Origin of the sequence: Streptomyces goshikiensis (assembly GCF_014650555.1) — a bacterium.
Classification (GTDB): Bacteria; Actinomycetota; Actinomycetes; order Streptomycetales; family Streptomycetaceae; genus Streptomyces; species Streptomyces goshikiensis.
The window spans coordinates 682,911-698,120 of the sequence record NZ_BMVE01000003.1 but is presented as its reverse complement, the minus strand read 5'-3'; the positions used below and the strand labels follow the sequence as shown (position 1 = coordinate 698,120).

At 73.2% G+C, this 15,210-nt stretch carries 17 protein-coding genes; 10 read left to right on the top strand and 7 right to left on the bottom strand.

Annotated elements, in window-relative coordinates; all coding sequences use genetic code 11:
• Positions 1-363: 363 nt before the first annotated feature.
• Together IE248_RS13295 and IE248_RS13290 are read left to right on the top strand one after the other, a co-directional pair.
• Positions 364-1,587, top strand: coding sequence for a PP2C family protein-serine/threonine phosphatase (locus IE248_RS13295; RefSeq protein ID WP_073796427.1), 1,224 nt, complete (start codon positions 364-366; stop codon positions 1,585-1,587).
• 116 nt (positions 1,588-1,703) lie between these two features.
• Positions 1,704-2,684: an alpha/beta fold hydrolase gene (locus IE248_RS13290; RefSeq protein WP_190030805.1), complete on the top strand. Its 981-nt coding sequence runs from the start codon at positions 1,704-1,706 to the stop codon at positions 2,682-2,684.
• 61 nt (positions 2,685-2,745) lie between these two features.
• Here IE248_RS13290 and IE248_RS13285 read toward each other — a convergent pair whose 3' ends face one another.
• Positions 2,746-3,594: a LysR family transcriptional regulator gene (locus tag IE248_RS13285; RefSeq protein WP_190030804.1), complete on the bottom strand. Its 849-nt coding sequence runs from the start codon at positions 3,592-3,594 to the stop codon at positions 2,746-2,748.
• A 92-nt stretch (positions 3,595-3,686) separates the two neighbouring features.
• On the opposite strand from IE248_RS13285, the gene IE248_RS13280 reads away from it, so the two are divergent.
• On the top strand, positions 3,687-4,424 hold the full coding sequence (locus IE248_RS13280) for an SDR family oxidoreductase (RefSeq protein WP_190030803.1): 738 nt from the start codon (positions 3,687-3,689) through the stop codon (positions 4,422-4,424).
• A gap of 91 nt (positions 4,425-4,515) precedes the next feature.
• Positions 4,516-4,935, top strand: a complete 420-nt coding sequence (locus IE248_RS13275) for a hypothetical protein (protein ID WP_229895286.1) — start codon at positions 4,516-4,518, stop codon at positions 4,933-4,935.
• Between the two features lie 73 nt (positions 4,936-5,008).
• Here IE248_RS13275 and IE248_RS13270 read toward each other — a convergent pair whose 3' ends face one another.
• Both IE248_RS13270 and IE248_RS13265 read right to left on the bottom strand, forming a co-directional pair.
• Positions 5,009-5,485 carry a hypothetical protein gene (locus tag IE248_RS13270; protein ID WP_100580731.1) on the bottom strand — a complete coding sequence of 159 codons (477 nt, stop codon included), beginning with the start codon at positions 5,483-5,485 and terminating at the stop codon, positions 5,009-5,011.
• Positions 5,486-5,953: 468 nt separating this feature from the next.
• Positions 5,954-6,526: a TetR/AcrR family transcriptional regulator gene (locus tag IE248_RS13265; RefSeq protein ID WP_190030802.1), complete on the bottom strand. Its 573-nt coding sequence runs from the start codon at positions 6,524-6,526 to the stop codon at positions 5,954-5,956.
• A gap of 123 nt (positions 6,527-6,649) precedes the next feature.
• Here IE248_RS13265 and IE248_RS13260 point away from each other — a divergent pair, with 123 nt between their 5' ends.
• Positions 6,650-7,105, top strand: coding sequence for a nuclear transport factor 2 family protein (locus IE248_RS13260; RefSeq protein ID WP_190030801.1), 456 nt, complete (start codon positions 6,650-6,652; stop codon positions 7,103-7,105).
• Positions 7,106-7,151: 46 nt separating this feature from the next.
• On the opposite strand, the gene IE248_RS13255 is transcribed toward IE248_RS13260, so the two are convergent.
• Positions 7,152-7,586, bottom strand: a complete 435-nt coding sequence (locus IE248_RS13255; RefSeq protein WP_190030800.1) for a MauE/DoxX family redox-associated membrane protein — start codon at positions 7,584-7,586, stop codon at positions 7,152-7,154.
• A 131-nt stretch (positions 7,587-7,717) separates the two neighbouring features.
• A complete protein-coding gene (locus IE248_RS13250) occupies positions 7,718-9,337 on the bottom strand; it encodes a TROVE domain-containing protein (protein WP_190030799.1) in 1,620 nt (539 codons plus the stop codon).
• Positions 9,338-9,719: 382 nt separating this feature from the next.
• Here IE248_RS13250 and IE248_RS13245 point away from each other — a divergent pair, with 382 nt between their 5' ends.
• Both IE248_RS13245 and IE248_RS13240 read left to right on the top strand, forming a co-directional pair.
• Complete coding sequence (locus tag IE248_RS13245; protein ID WP_100580735.1) at positions 9,720-10,121, top strand: cofilin family protein; 402 nt, start codon at positions 9,720-9,722, stop codon at positions 10,119-10,121.
• A 127-nt stretch (positions 10,122-10,248) separates the two neighbouring features.
• Entirely contained in the window at positions 10,249-10,818 is a 570-nt protein-coding gene (locus tag IE248_RS13240) for a hypothetical protein (RefSeq protein WP_100580736.1), read from the top strand.
• Here IE248_RS13240 and IE248_RS13235 read toward each other — a convergent pair.
• Positions 10,745-11,530: an AAA family ATPase gene (locus tag IE248_RS13235; RefSeq protein ID WP_229895285.1), complete on the bottom strand. Its 786-nt coding sequence runs from the start codon at positions 11,528-11,530 to the stop codon at positions 10,745-10,747. The two genes, IE248_RS13240 and IE248_RS13235, sit on opposite strands and share 74 nt — an antisense overlap.
• 272 nt (positions 11,531-11,802) lie before the next feature.
• Here IE248_RS13235 and IE248_RS13230 point away from each other — a divergent pair, with 272 nt between their 5' ends.
• Together IE248_RS13230 and IE248_RS13225 are read left to right on the top strand one after the other, a co-directional pair.
• A complete protein-coding gene (locus tag IE248_RS13230; protein WP_190030845.1) occupies positions 11,803-13,131 on the top strand; it encodes a phytase in 1,329 nt (442 codons plus the stop codon).
• Between the two features lie 130 nt (positions 13,132-13,261).
• A complete protein-coding gene (locus tag IE248_RS13225) occupies positions 13,262-13,699 on the top strand; it encodes a hypothetical protein (protein WP_073796438.1) in 438 nt (145 codons plus the stop codon).
• A gap of 30 nt (positions 13,700-13,729) precedes the next feature.
• On the opposite strand, the gene IE248_RS13220 is transcribed toward IE248_RS13225, so the two are convergent.
• On the bottom strand, positions 13,730-14,158 hold the full coding sequence (locus tag IE248_RS13220; RefSeq protein ID WP_008737096.1) for a MarR family winged helix-turn-helix transcriptional regulator: 429 nt from the start codon (positions 14,156-14,158) through the stop codon (positions 13,730-13,732).
• 134 nt (positions 14,159-14,292) lie between these two features.
• Here IE248_RS13220 and IE248_RS13215 point away from each other — a divergent pair, with 134 nt between their 5' ends.
• On the top strand, positions 14,293-15,156 hold the full coding sequence (locus tag IE248_RS13215) for an MBL fold metallo-hydrolase (RefSeq protein WP_100580739.1): 864 nt from the start codon (positions 14,293-14,295) through the stop codon (positions 15,154-15,156).
• Positions 15,157-15,210: the final 54 nt, after the last annotated feature.

Sequence of the window (15,210 nt, the reverse complement as noted above, 5' to 3'; positions counted from 1 at the left end):
GTGAACCACTCACACGGGTGGAGAGGGGATCCGCGGGCTCCGGGTGAAACACCCGTACCGCCCGGCGACATCACCCAGTTAGCCAGCCGGCCGCTGCCCTGGCAACGACCCCCGTTACTAGCCGACATCGGAGCGGGGGGCCGGGAGGCCCGAGTCCGGTCCGCCCGCGGGGGTCGTTACGGCCGGAACGGGGGATACTAGCCCTACTCGTATGTGACCTGGGTCCTATGGGACGCCTCACCCCCGAAGCACCCGATTGTCACGCACCGCAACCGGCCGTATCCCCGCGCGGCACCCCCGCACTCCTCCCGCCCGGCTTCTATCGTGGGAACCACACACGGCATCGAGCGCTGAGGCAGGGCCATGGCGGAGGCAGGGATCGACTACTCGGCGGTGTTCCAGGCACTGCCCGGCATGATCGCGCTGCTGACCCCCGAGATGACCTACGCGGACGTGAACGAGGAATTCCTGCGGATCTCCGGCCGGACGCGCGGGCTGATGGTGGGCCGATACCTGTTCGACGTCTTCCCCGACAACCCCGGCGACCCCGCCGCCAGCGGCGCGCGGAACCTGCGGGCGTCACTCCAGCGGGTGCTCGCCACCGGCGAGCGGGACGCGATGGCGCTGCAGCGCTACGACGTGGAGTCCCTGGAGCGGCCGGGCGAGTGGGAGGAGCGGTACTGGAGCACGGTCAACGCCCCCGTGCTCGGACCGGACGGCCAGGTGGTGCTGCTCGTACACCGGGTCGAGGAGGTCACCGAGCTCATCAAGGCCCGCGGCTCGCGGGGCAGCCGCACCCAGGTGCTGGAAGCCGAGCTCTACGCCCGGGCCAGGGAGCTACAGGAGGGCAACGAACGGCTGCGCGCCGCCCACGCCCGCGAACGCGAGGTCGCCCTCGCCCTGCAGGACGCCATGCTGCCCGCCCTCGGCCCCATCGGCCACCACCGCGCCGCCGTGCGCTACCAGCCGGCCGTCGGATCCCTCAACGTGTGCGGCGACTGGTACGACCTCGTCGATCTGCCCGGAGACCGCATCGGCGTGGCCGTCGGGGACGTCGTGGGACACGGCCTCCAGGCCGCCGGTGTCATGGGGCTGCTCCGCAGTGCCCTCAGCGCCGCCTCCCGCGTCGCGGAAGGCCCCGCCCAGGCCCTGGAGGTGCTGGGGCTGTACGCACGCTCCGTGGAAGGCGCCGAGAACACCACCGCCGTCGAGACCTGCGTCGACTGGGACACCCACACCATCACGTACAGCAGCGCCGGCCACCCTCCGCCCGCTCTGCTCCACGTCGACGGCACCGTCGAATTCCTCGACCAGGCCACCGATCCCCCGCTCGGCGCCCGCCCCGAGCACATCGCCCGCCCCCAGGCCACCACCACCTTCACCGAGGGCGACACCCTCGTCCTCTACACCGACGGCCTCATCGAGCGCCGGCACGAGGACATCGACACCGGCCTGGGTCGTCTGGCCGACTCCCTCATCCACCACCGCGGCACCGCCCCCGAAGCGCTCGCCGACGCGCTCCTCCTCGACCTGCTCCCGACGGTGGGCACCACCGACGACACCGCCCTCGTCATCGTCCAGCTCTGACCGGGCCCGGCCCGCCGGATTTGCCGGAACGGCAACAAGGCTCGCCCCGCCCGCGTCGTCACTCTCATGATCGTGGCGACCTTGGCGCACAGCGGGTCGGGAATCTTGGAGGATTCATGTCGCAGCAGGCCATGAACGTCACGCACCGGATGGTCCCCTCGCCCGGGGGCCGGATCCACGTGGTGGAGCAGGGCGCCGGGCCGTTGGTGCTGCTCGTGCACGGTTTCCCGGAGTCCTGGTACTCCTGGCGCCACCAACTGCCGGTCCTGGCCTCGGCCGGGTACCGCGCGGCCGCGATCGACGTCCGCGGCTACGGCCGTTCCTCCAAGCCCGGGGACCTGGAGGCGTACCGGATGCTGGAGCTGGTGGAGGACAACGCCGCCGTGGTGGAGGCCCTGGGCGAGCGGTCCGCGGTGGTCGTCGGCCACGACTGGGGGTCGGTCATCGCCGCCAACTCCGCCCTGCTCAGGCCGGACGTCTTCCGCGCGGTGGGGATGCTCAGCGTTCCCTATGCCCCGCGCGGCGGCCCGCGGCCCAGCGAGGTCTTCGCGCGGATGGGCGGGGACGAGGAGTTCTACGTCGCCTACTTCCAGGAGCCCGGCCGGGCCGAGGCCGAGATCGAGCCCGATGTGCGCGGCTGGCTCGCGGGCATCTACGCCGCGTTCTCCGGCGACACCACGGCCGGGCCCGGCGCGCCCGACCCGCACTTCATCAGCCGGGGCGGCAGGCTGCGCGACCGGTTCCCCGCCGGCCGGCTGCCCGGCTGGCTCAGCGAAGACGAACTGGACTTCTACGCCGGTGAGTTCGAGCGGACCGGGATGAGCGGGGCGCTCCACCGCTACCGGAACATGGACCGGGACTGGGAGGATCTCGCCCGCTTCGACGGGGCCCCCATCACCCAGCCGTCCCTGTTCGCCGGTGGCGCCCTGGACGCCTCCACCACGTGGATGGCCGACGCGATCAAGGCGTATCCCGCCACCCTGCCCGGCCTGGTCACCTCCGAGGTCCTCGACGGCTGCGGGCACTGGATCCAGCAGGAGCGCCCCGCCGAGATCAACCGGCTCCTGACCGGCTGGCTCGCCGCCCTGCCCGCCTGACGCCTCGTCCGCCGCCGTCGCCGTCGCCGTCGCCGTCGTCAAAGTACGGCGCGTTGCCTCTTCACAGCCGGGTCGCCGTACGGATCAGTCCGGCGAGGGCACGGGAGCGGCTGTGCGGGGGCCAGGCGATGTGGGTGGTCACGGGGGGTGCGTCGGTGAGGGGGACCGCGGTGTGCGCGGTCCACAGCCAGGCGCGGGCGGAGGCGGGGATGACGGCCAGGGTACGTCCGAGGGCGATCAGCTGGGCCAGCTGGGACGGGTCACGGATCTCGGGGCCCGGGCCGGGCGGATAGCTGCCGTCGGGGTGGGGCCAGCGGGGCATCGGCAGGTCGGGAACGTCGCTGACCTCGGCCATGGACAGGAACGGGCGTGCGGCGAGGGGGTGTTCGGCGGGCAGGACGGCGACCTGGTCCTCGGTCAGCAGTTCCTCGCTGTCGAAGCCCGCGAGGGAGCTGAACAGCGGGTGCACCAGGGCCGCGTCGGCGCGTCCGTCGCGCAACAGCCGCGTCTCCTCTCCGATTCCACACAGCACCACCTCGACCTCGGCCGCGTCGGGTTCGGCGGCGTAGGCGTCGAGCAGTTTCCGCAGGAGTTCGTGGGAGCCGGCGGCCTTCGCCGCCAGCACCAACCGGCTGCGGGGCGAGGCGGCGCGGCGGGTGCGGCGGGCCGCGGCGGCGGCCGCGTCGAGGGTGGCGCGGGCCTCGTCGAGCAGGACTTCCCCGGCGCCGGTGAGGGCGACGCCGCGACGGGTGCGCTCCAGCAGCATTACGCCCAGGCGCCGTTCCAGTTGCTGGATCGCCCGGGACAGCGGCGGCTGGGCCATGCCGAGGAGCTCGGCGGCGCGGCCGAAGTGCAGTTCCTCGGCGACAGCCACGAAGTAGCGCAGCTCACGGGTCTCCAGGGGGTCCATCACCCCAGCGTACTGCGGTGATACCCGCCGGGTATCACAGGAGACCGGATCGGTGTTGGAGTGCCGTTCGCCGCGCGGGCAGCATCGAAGCCATGAGCGAGAAGAAGATCGCGCTGGTCACCGGCGCGAACAAGGGCATCGGATTTGAGATCGCGGCCGGACTGGGCGCCCTCGGCTACGGCGTGGCGGTGGGGGCCCGCGACCGGGCCCGCCGCGAGGTCGCGGTGGAGAAGCTGCGCGCGGGCGGGGCGGACGCCTTCGGGGTGCCGCTGGACGTGACCGACGACGGGAGCGTCACCGAGGCCGCCCAGCTGATCGAGCGGCAGGCCGGGCGCCTGGACGCGCTGGTCAACAACGCCGGGATATCGGGAGAGTTGGGGACGGGGTGGGCGCAGGACCCGACAGCGGCCGACTTCGGCGAGCTGCGCAGGGTCGTGGAGACCAATGTCATCGGTGTCATGCGGGTCACCAACGCGATGCTGCCGCTGCTGCGGCGCTCGGCGGCGCCGCGCGTCGTCAACGTCTCCAGCAGGCTCGCCTCCCTGACCCATCAGGCCGATCCCGACGTGGAGATCGGCCCGGTCATGGGGCTCTACGCACCGTCGAAGTCGTTCCTCAACGCCGTCACCGTGCAGTACGCCAGGCAGCTGGCCGGCACGGACATCCTGATCAACGCCGCCTGTCCGGGTCTCGTCGCCACCGACTTCAACGGCTTCCACGGCCCCCGCACACCGGCGCAGGGCGCGGCCGTCGCGATCCGTCTCGCCACGCTGCCCGACGGCGGCCCGAGCGGGACGTTCTTCGATGACGCCGGCGAGATCCCCTGGTAGCCCGCACATCTGAGTACGCGTACTCAGGCGCGCGGCTCCCCCATCAGTAGACACTGTCTACTCCATGACGGAACATCAAGGAGCAGACGCGATGCATGCGAAGAAGACCGCGACCCTGACGACGCTGGCGGCCCTCGTGGCGGCCGGCCTGGCCGGCGCCGGGCCCGCGGCCGCGGCGGACGGCGGGATGCTCCCGCACCCGGGGCCCGACGGTCTGGTGTGGGTGGACGAGTTCCGGGGCGACGGCGGCGTCGCCTCGGGCGGGGCCTCGATCGACCTGCCGACCGTCCTCACGGTGGCGTGTGACGGAGGCGGCGACGTACGGGTGACGATGGACTCCAAGGGGACGATCGTCGCCGCGTTCGACGTGGAATGCCCGGCCTCCGGCGGCGCCGGGGTCGGCACGGCGAGCATGGCCGCGGGCGTGGTCCGGCCGGGCGACTTCACGATCGTCGTCGACGCCTCGACGCGGACCACCCGCTGGTCCCTGACCGTGACCCAGCCCGAGTAACACCACCGAACCGCGCCGGGGGCCGGGCCGCGCGGCCCGGCCCCCGGCGCGGTTCAGGACGGTTCAGGGCGGGTCACTCGTGCCCGTGCCCGCCATGGGCCTCGACCGTGCAGAGGACCCGGGGCTCCGCCGGTGCGGGGGGTGCCGTCGGGGCGGGGGCGACGTGCGAGAGCTTGCGGTGCAGGGCGGGGCCGCCCACCGCGATGGTCACGGCCAGCAGGGCCGCCGTGATCAGGCTGGGATCGGAGATCCACCGACCGAGCAGGTCGTCGACGACGAGGGCCGCCGCGACCAGGAGGACCTTCCCCAGCAGCAGGCTGGAGTGCAGCCGGTGGTCCACCGGCCGGCCGAGGCGGGCCCGGCGACGACGCAGCGGCGTCATGACCACCACCACGCACCCGACGAGGGCGAGGACGCGGAGCGCGTGCTCCCAGGCGGGTGTGTCCGAGCCGAGCGCCCAGACCACACCCATGACGATCCCCGCGAGGGCGTAGACGGCAGGGCGGACGTACTCTCGCGCCCGCCCCTCTGCGATGCGGCTGATCGGCATGACGACTGCCTCCTGACCCCCGAGGGTCGAGTCCCACATCAAAACAAGTTGCACTTCGAGTGTCATCAGTTTGATGGGTTCTGTCAAGCCTTCGAGTCCCTCGGCCCCCGCCGGGCTCGGGTCACCCGGCGCGGGCGGCGCCCGATGCGGACGGACGCCCGACAGAAGGGCCCGCCCGGGTGGCCGTGACCACCTCCACTTCCGCCGACGGCTCGTTCTGCCGCACCGGGCCGGCCGACGACGGGGACACCGTACGGCCGCCCGCGCTCGGCAGCGCGCCGCTCCTGCCGGTCGCCCCCTGCGCTCAGGGCGGGACAACGCCCCGACGGGTGGTGCACCGCACTGAACGGTCCGCCCCAGCGCTTCGCGGACAGCGAGGCCCAGTCTCCGGCGGTAGTGCCGCGGGTCCCGGATGCGGCAGCTCGGAGGCAACATCGGCGCCCTCGCGCCGGGCGCGTAACCGGCCGGTCAGCGGGGCCGCAGGCCGTCGAAGACCACGTCGAAGATCCGCTCCCGGGCCGCCGGGTCCGCGCTGAGCTGCTCGACCATCGCGCCGGTTCCGACCAGGAGGGCGAGCAGCTCCGGCATGCACAGCTCCGGGCGGACCGCCCCGGCCCGCTGCGCCTCGGACAGCAGGCCGGCCAGCCGGGTCTGGATCTCCCGGGTCGACTCTTGCAGCGACGCGTGCACGTCCACGCCGGCCGCCGCGAGCGCCCGTACGAACTCACTCTTGCCCTCCGACTGCTCCACCACGAGGCGGAAGCAGGAGAAGAAGGCCTCGGCCGGACCGTCCCGGTCAGCCAGCCGCGCGGTCATGGCCGCCATCGCCTCCAGCCTGCGCACCATCACCGCCGCCAGCAGCGCCTCCTTGGTCGGGAAGTGCCGGAAGAGCGTGCCGACCCCGACGCCCGCGGCCCTCGCGATCTCCTCGGTCGACACGCCGACGCCACGGGTGGCGAACACCTCCGTGGCGACATCGAGGACCCTGGCCCGGTTACGGGCCGCGTCCGCCCGCAGCGGGCGCTCCTGACCGCCGCTCATTCACTTCCGCCTTCCCTCGCGAGCGGCCGAAGTGCCATCTGGACAACCGGAGTTGCCAGTCCGTATCGTTGAAAACGGAGCCGCCAGTCCGATTCTAGCGGCCGGTCCCGCCGGAGGTTGATCATGCCCAAAACGCTGTCACCACGAGAGGTCTTCCACACGCTGCTGGAGCGCATCAGCGCCGAGCGCTTCTCGGAGCTGGCCGAGCTCTACGCGCCGGACGCCGTCGTGGAGACCGTCTTCGAGCCGGTCGGGCCGCGCCGCTTCGAGGGCCGGGCCGTATTGGAGGCGCGGTTCGCGGAGGTCTCCGCGGGCCGGCCCGTGCGGCTGACCCCGGCGAACGTGCTCGTGCGGGAGACCGACGACCCGGAGGTGGTCGTCGCCGAGTGGGACTACCGGGTCCACCACCGGGCGACCGGGCGGAGCTTCGAAACCGCGAACGTCCAGATACTGCGGGTCCGCGACGGACTGATCGTCGAGAGCCGGGACTTCCACGACCACCTGGCCCTCATCGCGGCCGGCGGCAACCTGCCGCAGCTGGTGGCTGCGCTGGAGGACGGGGACGGCAGGCCCGCCTGAGGGCCGTTCGGGTGGCCGGCGAGGCGGGGCGGAGCAGGGCTCGGGCTCAGCGGTGTTCGGTCACGCCCTCGATGACGAGGGAGGCACCGATGCCGAGCAGCCAGACGTCCTTGGCCAGCGCCGTTCCCTGCTCCGTGGGAAGCAGGCTCCCCTCGCGGCGCATCCCGGGCGTGCACAGGTAGAGCCCGAGCAGACCGGCGGAGAAGGCGGTCAGCGCGGCCCCGGCCGCGACGGCGGGTACCACCGGCACGAGCAGTGCCCCGGCGATCGCGAGCTCCCCGGCCGCGAGCAGCCGGGCGAAGCGCTGTGCGTCGAGCTTGCCGAGGAAGGGATAGGTGGCGGCGGCGAACTGCTGTAGCCCCTCGGCGCCGGCCCGGTCCGTATGGAGTTTCGACAGGCCGGAGTTCAGGAAGAAGGCGCCTACGGTGAGCCTGAGCGGCAGTTGCCGCGCCGTGATGCGGCACGCCGAGCGTGAGGTCATGACGGATCTCCCAACCGGGTAACCCCCGCCCACCACCCTGCCAGCCGCCGGAAGCCTGTCAAACGCACACCGCCGGTACGGGCCTCCGTGGCGCCCCCCTCACCCGGCAGCGCCAGAGCGGCGGCCGGTGGTCAGGGCCTGGTCCGCTCGGGTGGGCCGGCGGTCCACGGCCAGGCGGCGGCGCGGCCCGCCTCGATGAGCCCGACCATCCGGAAGGCGGCGTCCGTGAGGCCGCCGAAGGTGTGCCGGTGGGGGCCCTGAGGGGCGTGGGCGGGCTGGTACCCCGCCAGGTTCCAGGTGTAGACCGGGATCTCGGCCGGTACCGGTTCCGCCGGGCCGCCCCGGCCCCGGCCCCGGTGCGCGGCCTGCTCGTCGGTGACGATCAGAACCCGGTCGTGCCCCGCGTAGTGGGCGCGGACCGCCGTCGCGGTGTGGGTGCCGCCGAGGCTGTGGAACCGTTTCAGCACCTCCAGCACCGGTTCCCCGGCGGCGAAGGGCACCGCCGCGCTGGACCAGCCGAACTCCACCAGGTCCGCCTGTTCGGCGCGCATCGCCAGCGCCGCGCCGAAGACGGCGGCCGCGTCCGCCCGGTTCAGGGTGGACCGCTCGGAGACGGTGTCCCAGAACATGGAGTCCGACCTGTCCACCAGGATCAGCGTCCGGCCGGGCAGCGCCGGTACGTTGGCCAGCGCGTGGCCCAGGGCGCGTTCCAGCGGGACCGCCCAGCGCGGCGACGGCGCGTGCCGGTGGGCGGCCAGGTAGCGGAAGGGGAACTGCCGGGACCGGGCGACCTCGGAGGGGTCCGAGATGCGTGCGGCGACGCCGGCCGCCGTCTCGTCCGAAACCCCGGCCTCGTCGAAGTTCCGCAGGTTCCGCAGCAGTGCCATCGGTCCCATCGAGGGGATCACGGACTCCCAGACGGCGGCGTCCATCGGCCCCTGGAGCCAGCCCGCCAGGGCCTCCCAGGTCAGGCCGGCCGCGGCGAGCCGCTCGGCACCGCCCGGCCCGGTCACCACGGCCCGCCGCTCTTCCACCGGCAGCTCCATCAGCGCCCGGTGCGCGCCGAGCAGCCGGTCGCCGGCCGGTGGGACCGCCTTCTCCGGGTGGTGGCGCCGGTCCAGGGCGTGCCGGAAGAGCGCGCCCTGCCAGGGCTTGTCGGGGTCGGGGGACGCGTGCACCAGGTTGAGCACGTCGCCGAAGCGGAAGGTCTTGGAGGGGGTGTCGTACTTCAGCAGCGACCTGGAGGAGTACAGCCGGCGCACGGCGTCGGCGATGCCCCGCTTCACGGGCTGCGGCACGTTGCGCCCGTACGACGCGGTCCAGTGGGCGAGCAGTTCTCCGGGCTCGTCGGCGCGCTGGAGCACCGAGTCGATCACGGAGCGGTTGGTCGGTCCCCCGGACGATCCGGCGGCGAGCCGGGCCCTGACGTACGCGGCGGCGCCCACGAGGGACGCCGTGCGCATGTTGCCCTCGCCGCGCAGCCAGCGCAGCAGGCCGGCCGTCCATTCGGGGTCCTCGACGGCGAGTCGGCCCACGAGGCGGGCGTACCGGTCGTCGCGCTCACGGCCGCTCTCGTAGAAGGTCCGCTGGGAGACGAAGTTGCCGACGGCCAGCAGGAACAGCTCGTCCCTGGGCTCCCGGGCGAAGGCCGGGCCGCCCTCGTAGGTGCGGGAGAACCGTGTGGTGGGGTCGTGCACCCATGGTTCGGGCCGGGTGCGGGCGGCCGCCGAGACGTGCGGGGCGACGAGCATCTCGGACCAGATCTTCGAGACGCGTGGGGTGTGACGAGGCAGTGAATCCCCCCGGATCCAGAGGTACGGAAAGGCCCCGGCCGGTGGGTTCGCGGGCCCGGAGCGAAGACGGCCGCGCCACCCGAGATCAAGGGGGCGGCGGCGTCACTTGGTTGTCTGAAGGAAGTAGCCGCAGCCGGGCGCATCGGGGGCGCGGTCGCGGTGTCACCTTAGGCATGCCACCGGACGGCGCACCACCGAATTGACGCCCGCGTCGGGTGCGGCCGCCCTCGGGCCGCTCGCGCGGGACCGGGCGGGGCCGGGCGGGATGGCCCGGCCGTGCCCGTCGCCGGGGGCCCGTCGTTGATCACGGGGCCCTGGCCATGAGCGAAGCGAGGTACGCGTGAACCAGCCGACCCCCCTTTCCGAAGAGAGCCTCGATGCCCTCCAGCACCTGAAGGAGACACGGGAGATCAACACCGTGGTCCTGTGCTACCCGCACCATCCCGGCGCCCTGGAACTCGACGTCGAGGGCAACCTGACCCACGACGAGATGGTCCAGGCCCTGCCCGACGACGAACCGCGTCTGATCGTCCACGAACTGTCCTTCGCCAGCCCAGAGGGCACCCGCCGGAGCGAACGGCTCCTGATCCTCTGGGTCCCGGCGGCGGCCACCGCGCACGAGGAGGCCTACACGGCCGGCTACGAATCCCTCAAGGAACTGCTCCCGGGCGTCCGGGTGCACCTGACGGCCAGAAGGGCGGACCAACTGGAGTACCGCAGGCTCGTCGCCCTCGCCGGGTGAGAGGGGAGGAGCCGGAGCCGCCCCTCGGCGCGGGCGCGGCGGCGGGCGGCTGCGGGCGCCCACGGCGCGTTCGTGCCAACAGGTGGTGGCAGGTGCCGGGCCCCCTCCGCCGCGGTACGAGTACGTCATGGCGGAGAAGAAGGACAGGGCGGGCGGCAGCACCGGCGAGCGGCCGAACCGGCGGGGCACCACCTCCGCCGTGCTCGCGGGAGCACTGATCGGGGCCTTGGCCGGCCTCGCGGGGAGCACGCTCGCGTACTTCGAGGCCAAGGACACGCACCGCGCTGAAAGCGCCGCGCGGCGGGCGGACATCCGGCGGGCGGCCTACGTCGACCTCTCGGCCAGCACCGACAGGTACGTGCAGCAGGCCACGCAAATGCTGAACGTGAGCCTGGACCCCGCCAAGAGCGCGGAGGACCGGCGGCGCCAGTTCGAGGACAAGTACGCGCCCGCCAACACGGACCTCTCGCGGGCGTACACGACGGTGCGCCTCGTGACGACGCTGGACGGCAGGCGGGACCTGGAAAAGGTCGGCGCCCTCTCCGCCCGCGTGGGGAAGCTGGCGACCGACAGGTACGACCGGGGCGCCGCGGGCGTCGACGCGAAGAAGGCCGGCGTCGAATTCACCGAGGCGGTGGAGCGGCAGCTGGCCGCGCTGCAGACGTTCCTGGACAGGGTGGCCGGCGAAGCGCTGTAGCCGCCGGCCGGCCCGTCGCCTCGGGGCGAGGGGCCGGCAGGGAGGGCGCGGGGGCGTCCTGGGTCCGGTCGAAGCCGATGGTGGTGAACCGCCCGCGCAGCGCTCGGTCGAGTACCAGCACCGAGGCGGCCTCGGACAGGCTGTCCGGGACCGGCACGGTGCCCTGTTCGGCCGGTTCCGGGGAGGCGCCGAGGTGTCGTACGAGCCGGGTGAGCCGCCGGTGGTGCCGCGCGAACACCCTGGCCGGCACCCACCGGCCGCGCGCCTCCTGACCGGCGAGCGCGTCCGCGGCCGACACGTCGAGCATCACCACGTGCAGCTCGCGGCCCTGCGACGCCGCCGACCGGGCCAGCCAGCGGCGGATCCAGGGGCGGCTCCCGCAGTCGTGGACGAGCAGCGGCTGCCCCGTCGCGAGCGCCTCGCGCAGCCGCCGTACGTAGGCGAGGCGGGCCCACGGCCGGTACACCGCGTAGGGGATCCGGGCCGGCATCCGGGCCTGGTACGCCTCGCGCACGTCGCGCGGGTCGACCAGCAGCACACCGGGTGACCAGGCGCGCAGCAGGGTGCTCTTGCCGCTGCCCGGCAGGCCCGACACGACCACCACCGCGCCCCGCGGATAGTGCAGGCGGTCCGCCCGCACCTCACGTCCGCGCAGGTCCACCAGCCCGCGCGGGCGCAGTACCGTCCGCCGCGCCTGTTCTATGCCGTCCATCCACACCCGCTCGTTGCTCCGTCCATCGGGGAGGACGGGGATCTCACACCTGTGACGGTACCCGCGGGCGCGGCCGGCCCTCGCGCGGGGTCGTCGGAGCGCAGGCACGCCCGAGCGGCGGAACCCCGGCGGATCCGCAACCGGCTTGCCCGCACGTCGTATTCATGTCGTGCATGACTGTCCGTCACCCGGCGACGACGAGTCCTTAACGCGGGGGCTCCAGTCTTCAGCCGCCATTGCCGCACACCTGTCCGACCGACCTCCGGAGCCTCCTGGTGCACCCTCTCCGTCCCGCCCGCCCCGCCGCGGCCGCTCTCGCCCTGACCTCGGCCCTCGCCGTCCTCGCCGGCCCCGCCGCGGCCGCCCCCGCTTCGGCGCCGGGCGGCCACAAGAGCGGCCGACTGCCCGCCGTCACCCCCGTGGCGGAGACCGCCGCGCTGTTCGACGACGAGCGGGGCGGCAACGCCAACGCCGACGACCCCGCCATCTGGCGCAACGACGCCGACCCCGGCCGCAGTCTGGTCGTCGCCACGGCCAAGGAGGGCGGCCTGCGGGTGTACGACCTCGGGGCGCGTCAGGTGCAGGCGCTGCCGGCGCCGGGCGGGCCGGGGCCGGGCGACTCGCCGGGGCGGTTCAACAACGTCGACCTGGTCCACCGGATGCGCCTGTCGACCGGCCGGGCGGATCTCGCCGTCGTCACCGACCGCGGAAACGACCGGCTCCGCTTCTACCGCATCGACCGCGACCGCCCGGGCGGCCCGCTGACGGACGTCACCGCGCCGGCCGTGCCCCCGGTCTTCTCCGCCTCGCAGGGGGAGATCAACGACCAGCGCACCGCGTACGGCCTGGCGACCTGGACGGACCGGGCCACCGGCCGCTCCTACGCCCTGGTCAGCCGCCGCCACGAGACCCGGATCGCGCTGCTCGAACTGACCGCCGCCCCCGGTGGCACGGTCGGCTACCGGCTGGTGCGGACCCTGGACCTGCCCTCCTCCTTCCGGCTGCCGAACGGCGCGTCATGGACCCCTTGCGGGGAGCCGGGCGAACGGCCCCAGGTCGAGGGCATGGTGGTCGACCCCGCCGACGGCACCCTCTACGCCGGCCAGGAGGACGTGGGCATCTGGCAGGTGCGGGCCGATCTGACCTCGGCGCCGGTGCTGGTGGACCGGGTCCGCGAGTACGGGGTCCCGGCCGTGTACGACGCGGAGACCGAGGAGTGCACGGCCGGCGCCGACCCGGGCTACGGAGGCCGCCGCCTGAGCGCCGACGTGGAGGGGCTGACCCTCGTCGACGAGGGACACGGCGACGGCTACCTCATGGCGTCGAGCCAGGGCGACGACACCTTCGCCTTCTACGACCGCGAGCGCGAGGACGGCCACGCGTACGAGGGCGGCGTACGGATCACCGCGCGCTCGCGGGACCTCGACGGCTCGGAGGAGTGCGACGGGGCCGCGGCGCTGAACCAGCCCCTCGGCCGCGCCTTCCCCCACGGCCTGCTCGTGGTCCAGGACGGTCACGACGGCCCCGAGGACGGCCCGCGCACCGCGACGGGCTTCAAGTTCGTGGACCTGGGCGAGGTGCTCGACGCCTTGGACGACTGACCCGCCCTGACGCCGATCGACACCCCGGCCGGGGCGGGGGAGGATGAGAGGGACGGATACTCCGCGGCCCGGTGCGCAGGCTCCGGCCGAGCGGCCGAGCCGCCTCCCCCACCCCCGTCCGGGAGGAAGCATGTCGAACCGACGGATACGCCTGCTGCTGCTCACCCCTGTGATGGCCGGCTCGTTCCTCGTCGCCCCGGCCGCGCTGGCATGGTCCGGGGCCTTGGCCGCGCCGGCGGCCACCTGCTCGATCTCCGGAGTCTTCGAGAACGGGAAGGTGCACCTGTCCGGAGGCGGCTTCACGCCCGGACAGGCGTTCCTGTCGTCGCCGACGGCCGCGGGCGGGACGTTCACCATCGCCGAGAACGGCGGATTCCAGATGATGAACGTGGAGAACGCCCGGTACACCGTGACGCAGGCCAATCAGCACACCGAGTGCAGCGGCTTCAAGGGCATGACGACGAACGAGGACGAGACGACCCAGAACGACCAGAACCAGAATCAGAACAACAACAGCAACAACAACCAGAACGACCAGAACGACAGCGGCACTGACCAGAACGGCTAGCGAGCCGCCGGTCGCCGCGGCGGCATCGGGTCAGGAGCCGGTGATGGCCCGGGCCAGCAGGCCGTGAAGGACGCGCTGGTCCTGGGGGGTGAGACCGGACAGCGGGGAGTCCACGACGAGGAGGCCCAGGAGACGTTCGCGCAGGGCCGCGCCCTCGGCCGTGAGGACGAGGTGCTTGGCGCGGCGGTCGGTGGGGTGGGGGTGGCGCTCGACCAGGCCCTGCTTTTCCAGCTTGTCCACGACGAAGGTCGTGTTCGAGGGCTCGCAGCTCATGCGCTCGGCGAGTTCCCTCATGGTCATCGGCCCGCTCATCTCCCGCAGCGCGGTCGCCTGGGACGCGGTGAGGCCCAGCGTGGCGGCTCTCTCCCGTACGTGCTCGGCGATCCGCTGGGCCAGTCCGTTCACCAGACCGCACAGCTGTCGCTCGGCGATGGCCTGGGTGTCCGCGGGCGTCGTCATGCCACCACCCTAGCAAAACCGTCAAGCCAACATATTTACAACTTGAATGATTCGAACTTGATGCTTATGGTTGGCCTCGTCGCCCCGGGAGAGCCCGCGGCGAAGATCTGACGATGCCTCACAAAGGAGAACCCATGCCCGACTTGACGGTGTTGCAGGACGAGCGGCTGCGTCGGCCGGCGGGTATCCGCTCGATCCGGCTGGGCGACACGAAGGTGTCGTACGTGCCCGACGGCGATGTGCGGCTCCGGCCGCTGGAGCTGCTCCAGGACACCACCGACGAGGTCTGGGCCGCGCACCCGGAGTACCTGGACGCCACCGGTCACCTCGTGGGGAGCGTCGGCGGCCTGCTGGTGGAGCACGGCGACCGCGCGCTGCTGATCGACGCGGGCTTCGGCCCGCAGCGGCTCGAAGCTCCCGAGGGCCCGCTCGGCGTGATCCACGGGGGTGCGTTCGCGCAGAACCTGGCCGCTCTCGGCCGCCGCCCCGAGGACATCGAGGCCGTGGCCTTCACCCACCTGCACTCCGATCACCTCGGCTGGGCCTGCGAGCCCGTGTTCGCCCACGCCGAGTACCTGGTCTCCGAGCCCGAGTGGGACCGGCGCGACCTGCTGGAGGCCCAGGGCATGACGGCGCAGGCCGAAACCCTCGCGCCGCGCGTGCGCACCGTCACGGAGGGGCAGGAGGTCTTCCCCGGCGTGCACGTGCGGATCACCCCCGGGCACACCGTCGGGCACGCCGAGTACGTGATCACCGGCGGCGGACGGCGCCTGATCGCCTTCGGTGACGCCGTCCACTCGCCGATCCAGATCGACCACCCCGACTGGTCCTCGGCCTTCGACCACGACCTCACCCGGACCGCGGAGCACCGCCGCCGCCTCGTAGCCGAGCTGGCGGAGCCCGGCACCATCGGCTTCGGCGTCCACTTCGCCGACGTGGTGTTCGGACAGGTCCGCCAGGGCGGGGAGGGCCCGGCCTGGCGGCCCGTGGACGCCTGAGCCGAAGGGACGCCTGAGCCGAGGGAAGGCCGGCGCGGGCGGGCCTCCCCTCGC

What these genes read in the sequence shown, in the direction of transcription:
- IE248_RS13290 (WP_190030805.1), top strand. Translation starts at nt 1,704, where the DNA reads ATGTCGCAGCAGGCCATGAACGTCACGCACCGGATGGTCCCCTCGCCC.
- IE248_RS13295 (WP_073796427.1), top strand. Translation starts at nt 364, where the DNA reads ATGGCGGAGGCAGGGATCGACTACTCGGCGGTGTTCCAGGCACTGCCC.
- IE248_RS13280 (WP_190030803.1), top strand. Translation starts at nt 3,687, where the DNA reads ATGAGCGAGAAGAAGATCGCGCTGGTCACCGGCGCGAACAAGGGCATC.
- IE248_RS13225 (WP_073796438.1), top strand. Translation starts at nt 13,262, where the DNA reads ATGTCGAACCGACGGATACGCCTGCTGCTGCTCACCCCTGTGATGGCC.
- IE248_RS13265 (WP_190030802.1), bottom strand. Translation starts at nt 6,526, where the DNA reads ATGAGCGGCGGTCAGGAGCGCCCGCTGCGGGCGGACGCGGCCCGTAAC.
- IE248_RS13235 (WP_229895285.1), bottom strand. Translation starts at nt 11,530, where the DNA reads ATGGACGGCATAGAACAGGCGCGGCGGACGGTACTGCGCCCGCGCGGG.
- IE248_RS13250 (WP_190030799.1), bottom strand. Translation starts at nt 9,337, where the DNA reads ATGCTCGTCGCCCCGCACGTCTCGGCGGCCGCCCGCACCCGGCCCGAA.
- IE248_RS13255 (WP_190030800.1), bottom strand. Translation starts at nt 7,586, where the DNA reads ATGACCTCACGCTCGGCGTGCCGCATCACGGCGCGGCAACTGCCGCTC.
- IE248_RS13215 (WP_100580739.1), top strand. Translation starts at nt 14,293, where the DNA reads ATGCCCGACTTGACGGTGTTGCAGGACGAGCGGCTGCGTCGGCCGGCG.
- IE248_RS13275 (WP_229895286.1), top strand. Translation starts at nt 4,516, where the DNA reads ATGCATGCGAAGAAGACCGCGACCCTGACGACGCTGGCGGCCCTCGTG.
- IE248_RS13285 (WP_190030804.1), bottom strand. Translation starts at nt 3,594, where the DNA reads ATGGACCCCCTGGAGACCCGTGAGCTGCGCTACTTCGTGGCTGTCGCC.
- IE248_RS13220 (WP_008737096.1), bottom strand. Translation starts at nt 14,158, where the DNA reads ATGACGACGCCCGCGGACACCCAGGCCATCGCCGAGCGACAGCTGTGC.
- IE248_RS13270 (WP_100580731.1), bottom strand. Translation starts at nt 5,485, where the DNA reads ATGCCGATCAGCCGCATCGCAGAGGGGCGGGCGCGAGAGTACGTCCGC.
- IE248_RS13260 (WP_190030801.1), top strand. Translation starts at nt 6,650, where the DNA reads ATGCCCAAAACGCTGTCACCACGAGAGGTCTTCCACACGCTGCTGGAG.
- IE248_RS13240 (WP_100580736.1), top strand. Translation starts at nt 10,249, where the DNA reads ATGGCGGAGAAGAAGGACAGGGCGGGCGGCAGCACCGGCGAGCGGCCG.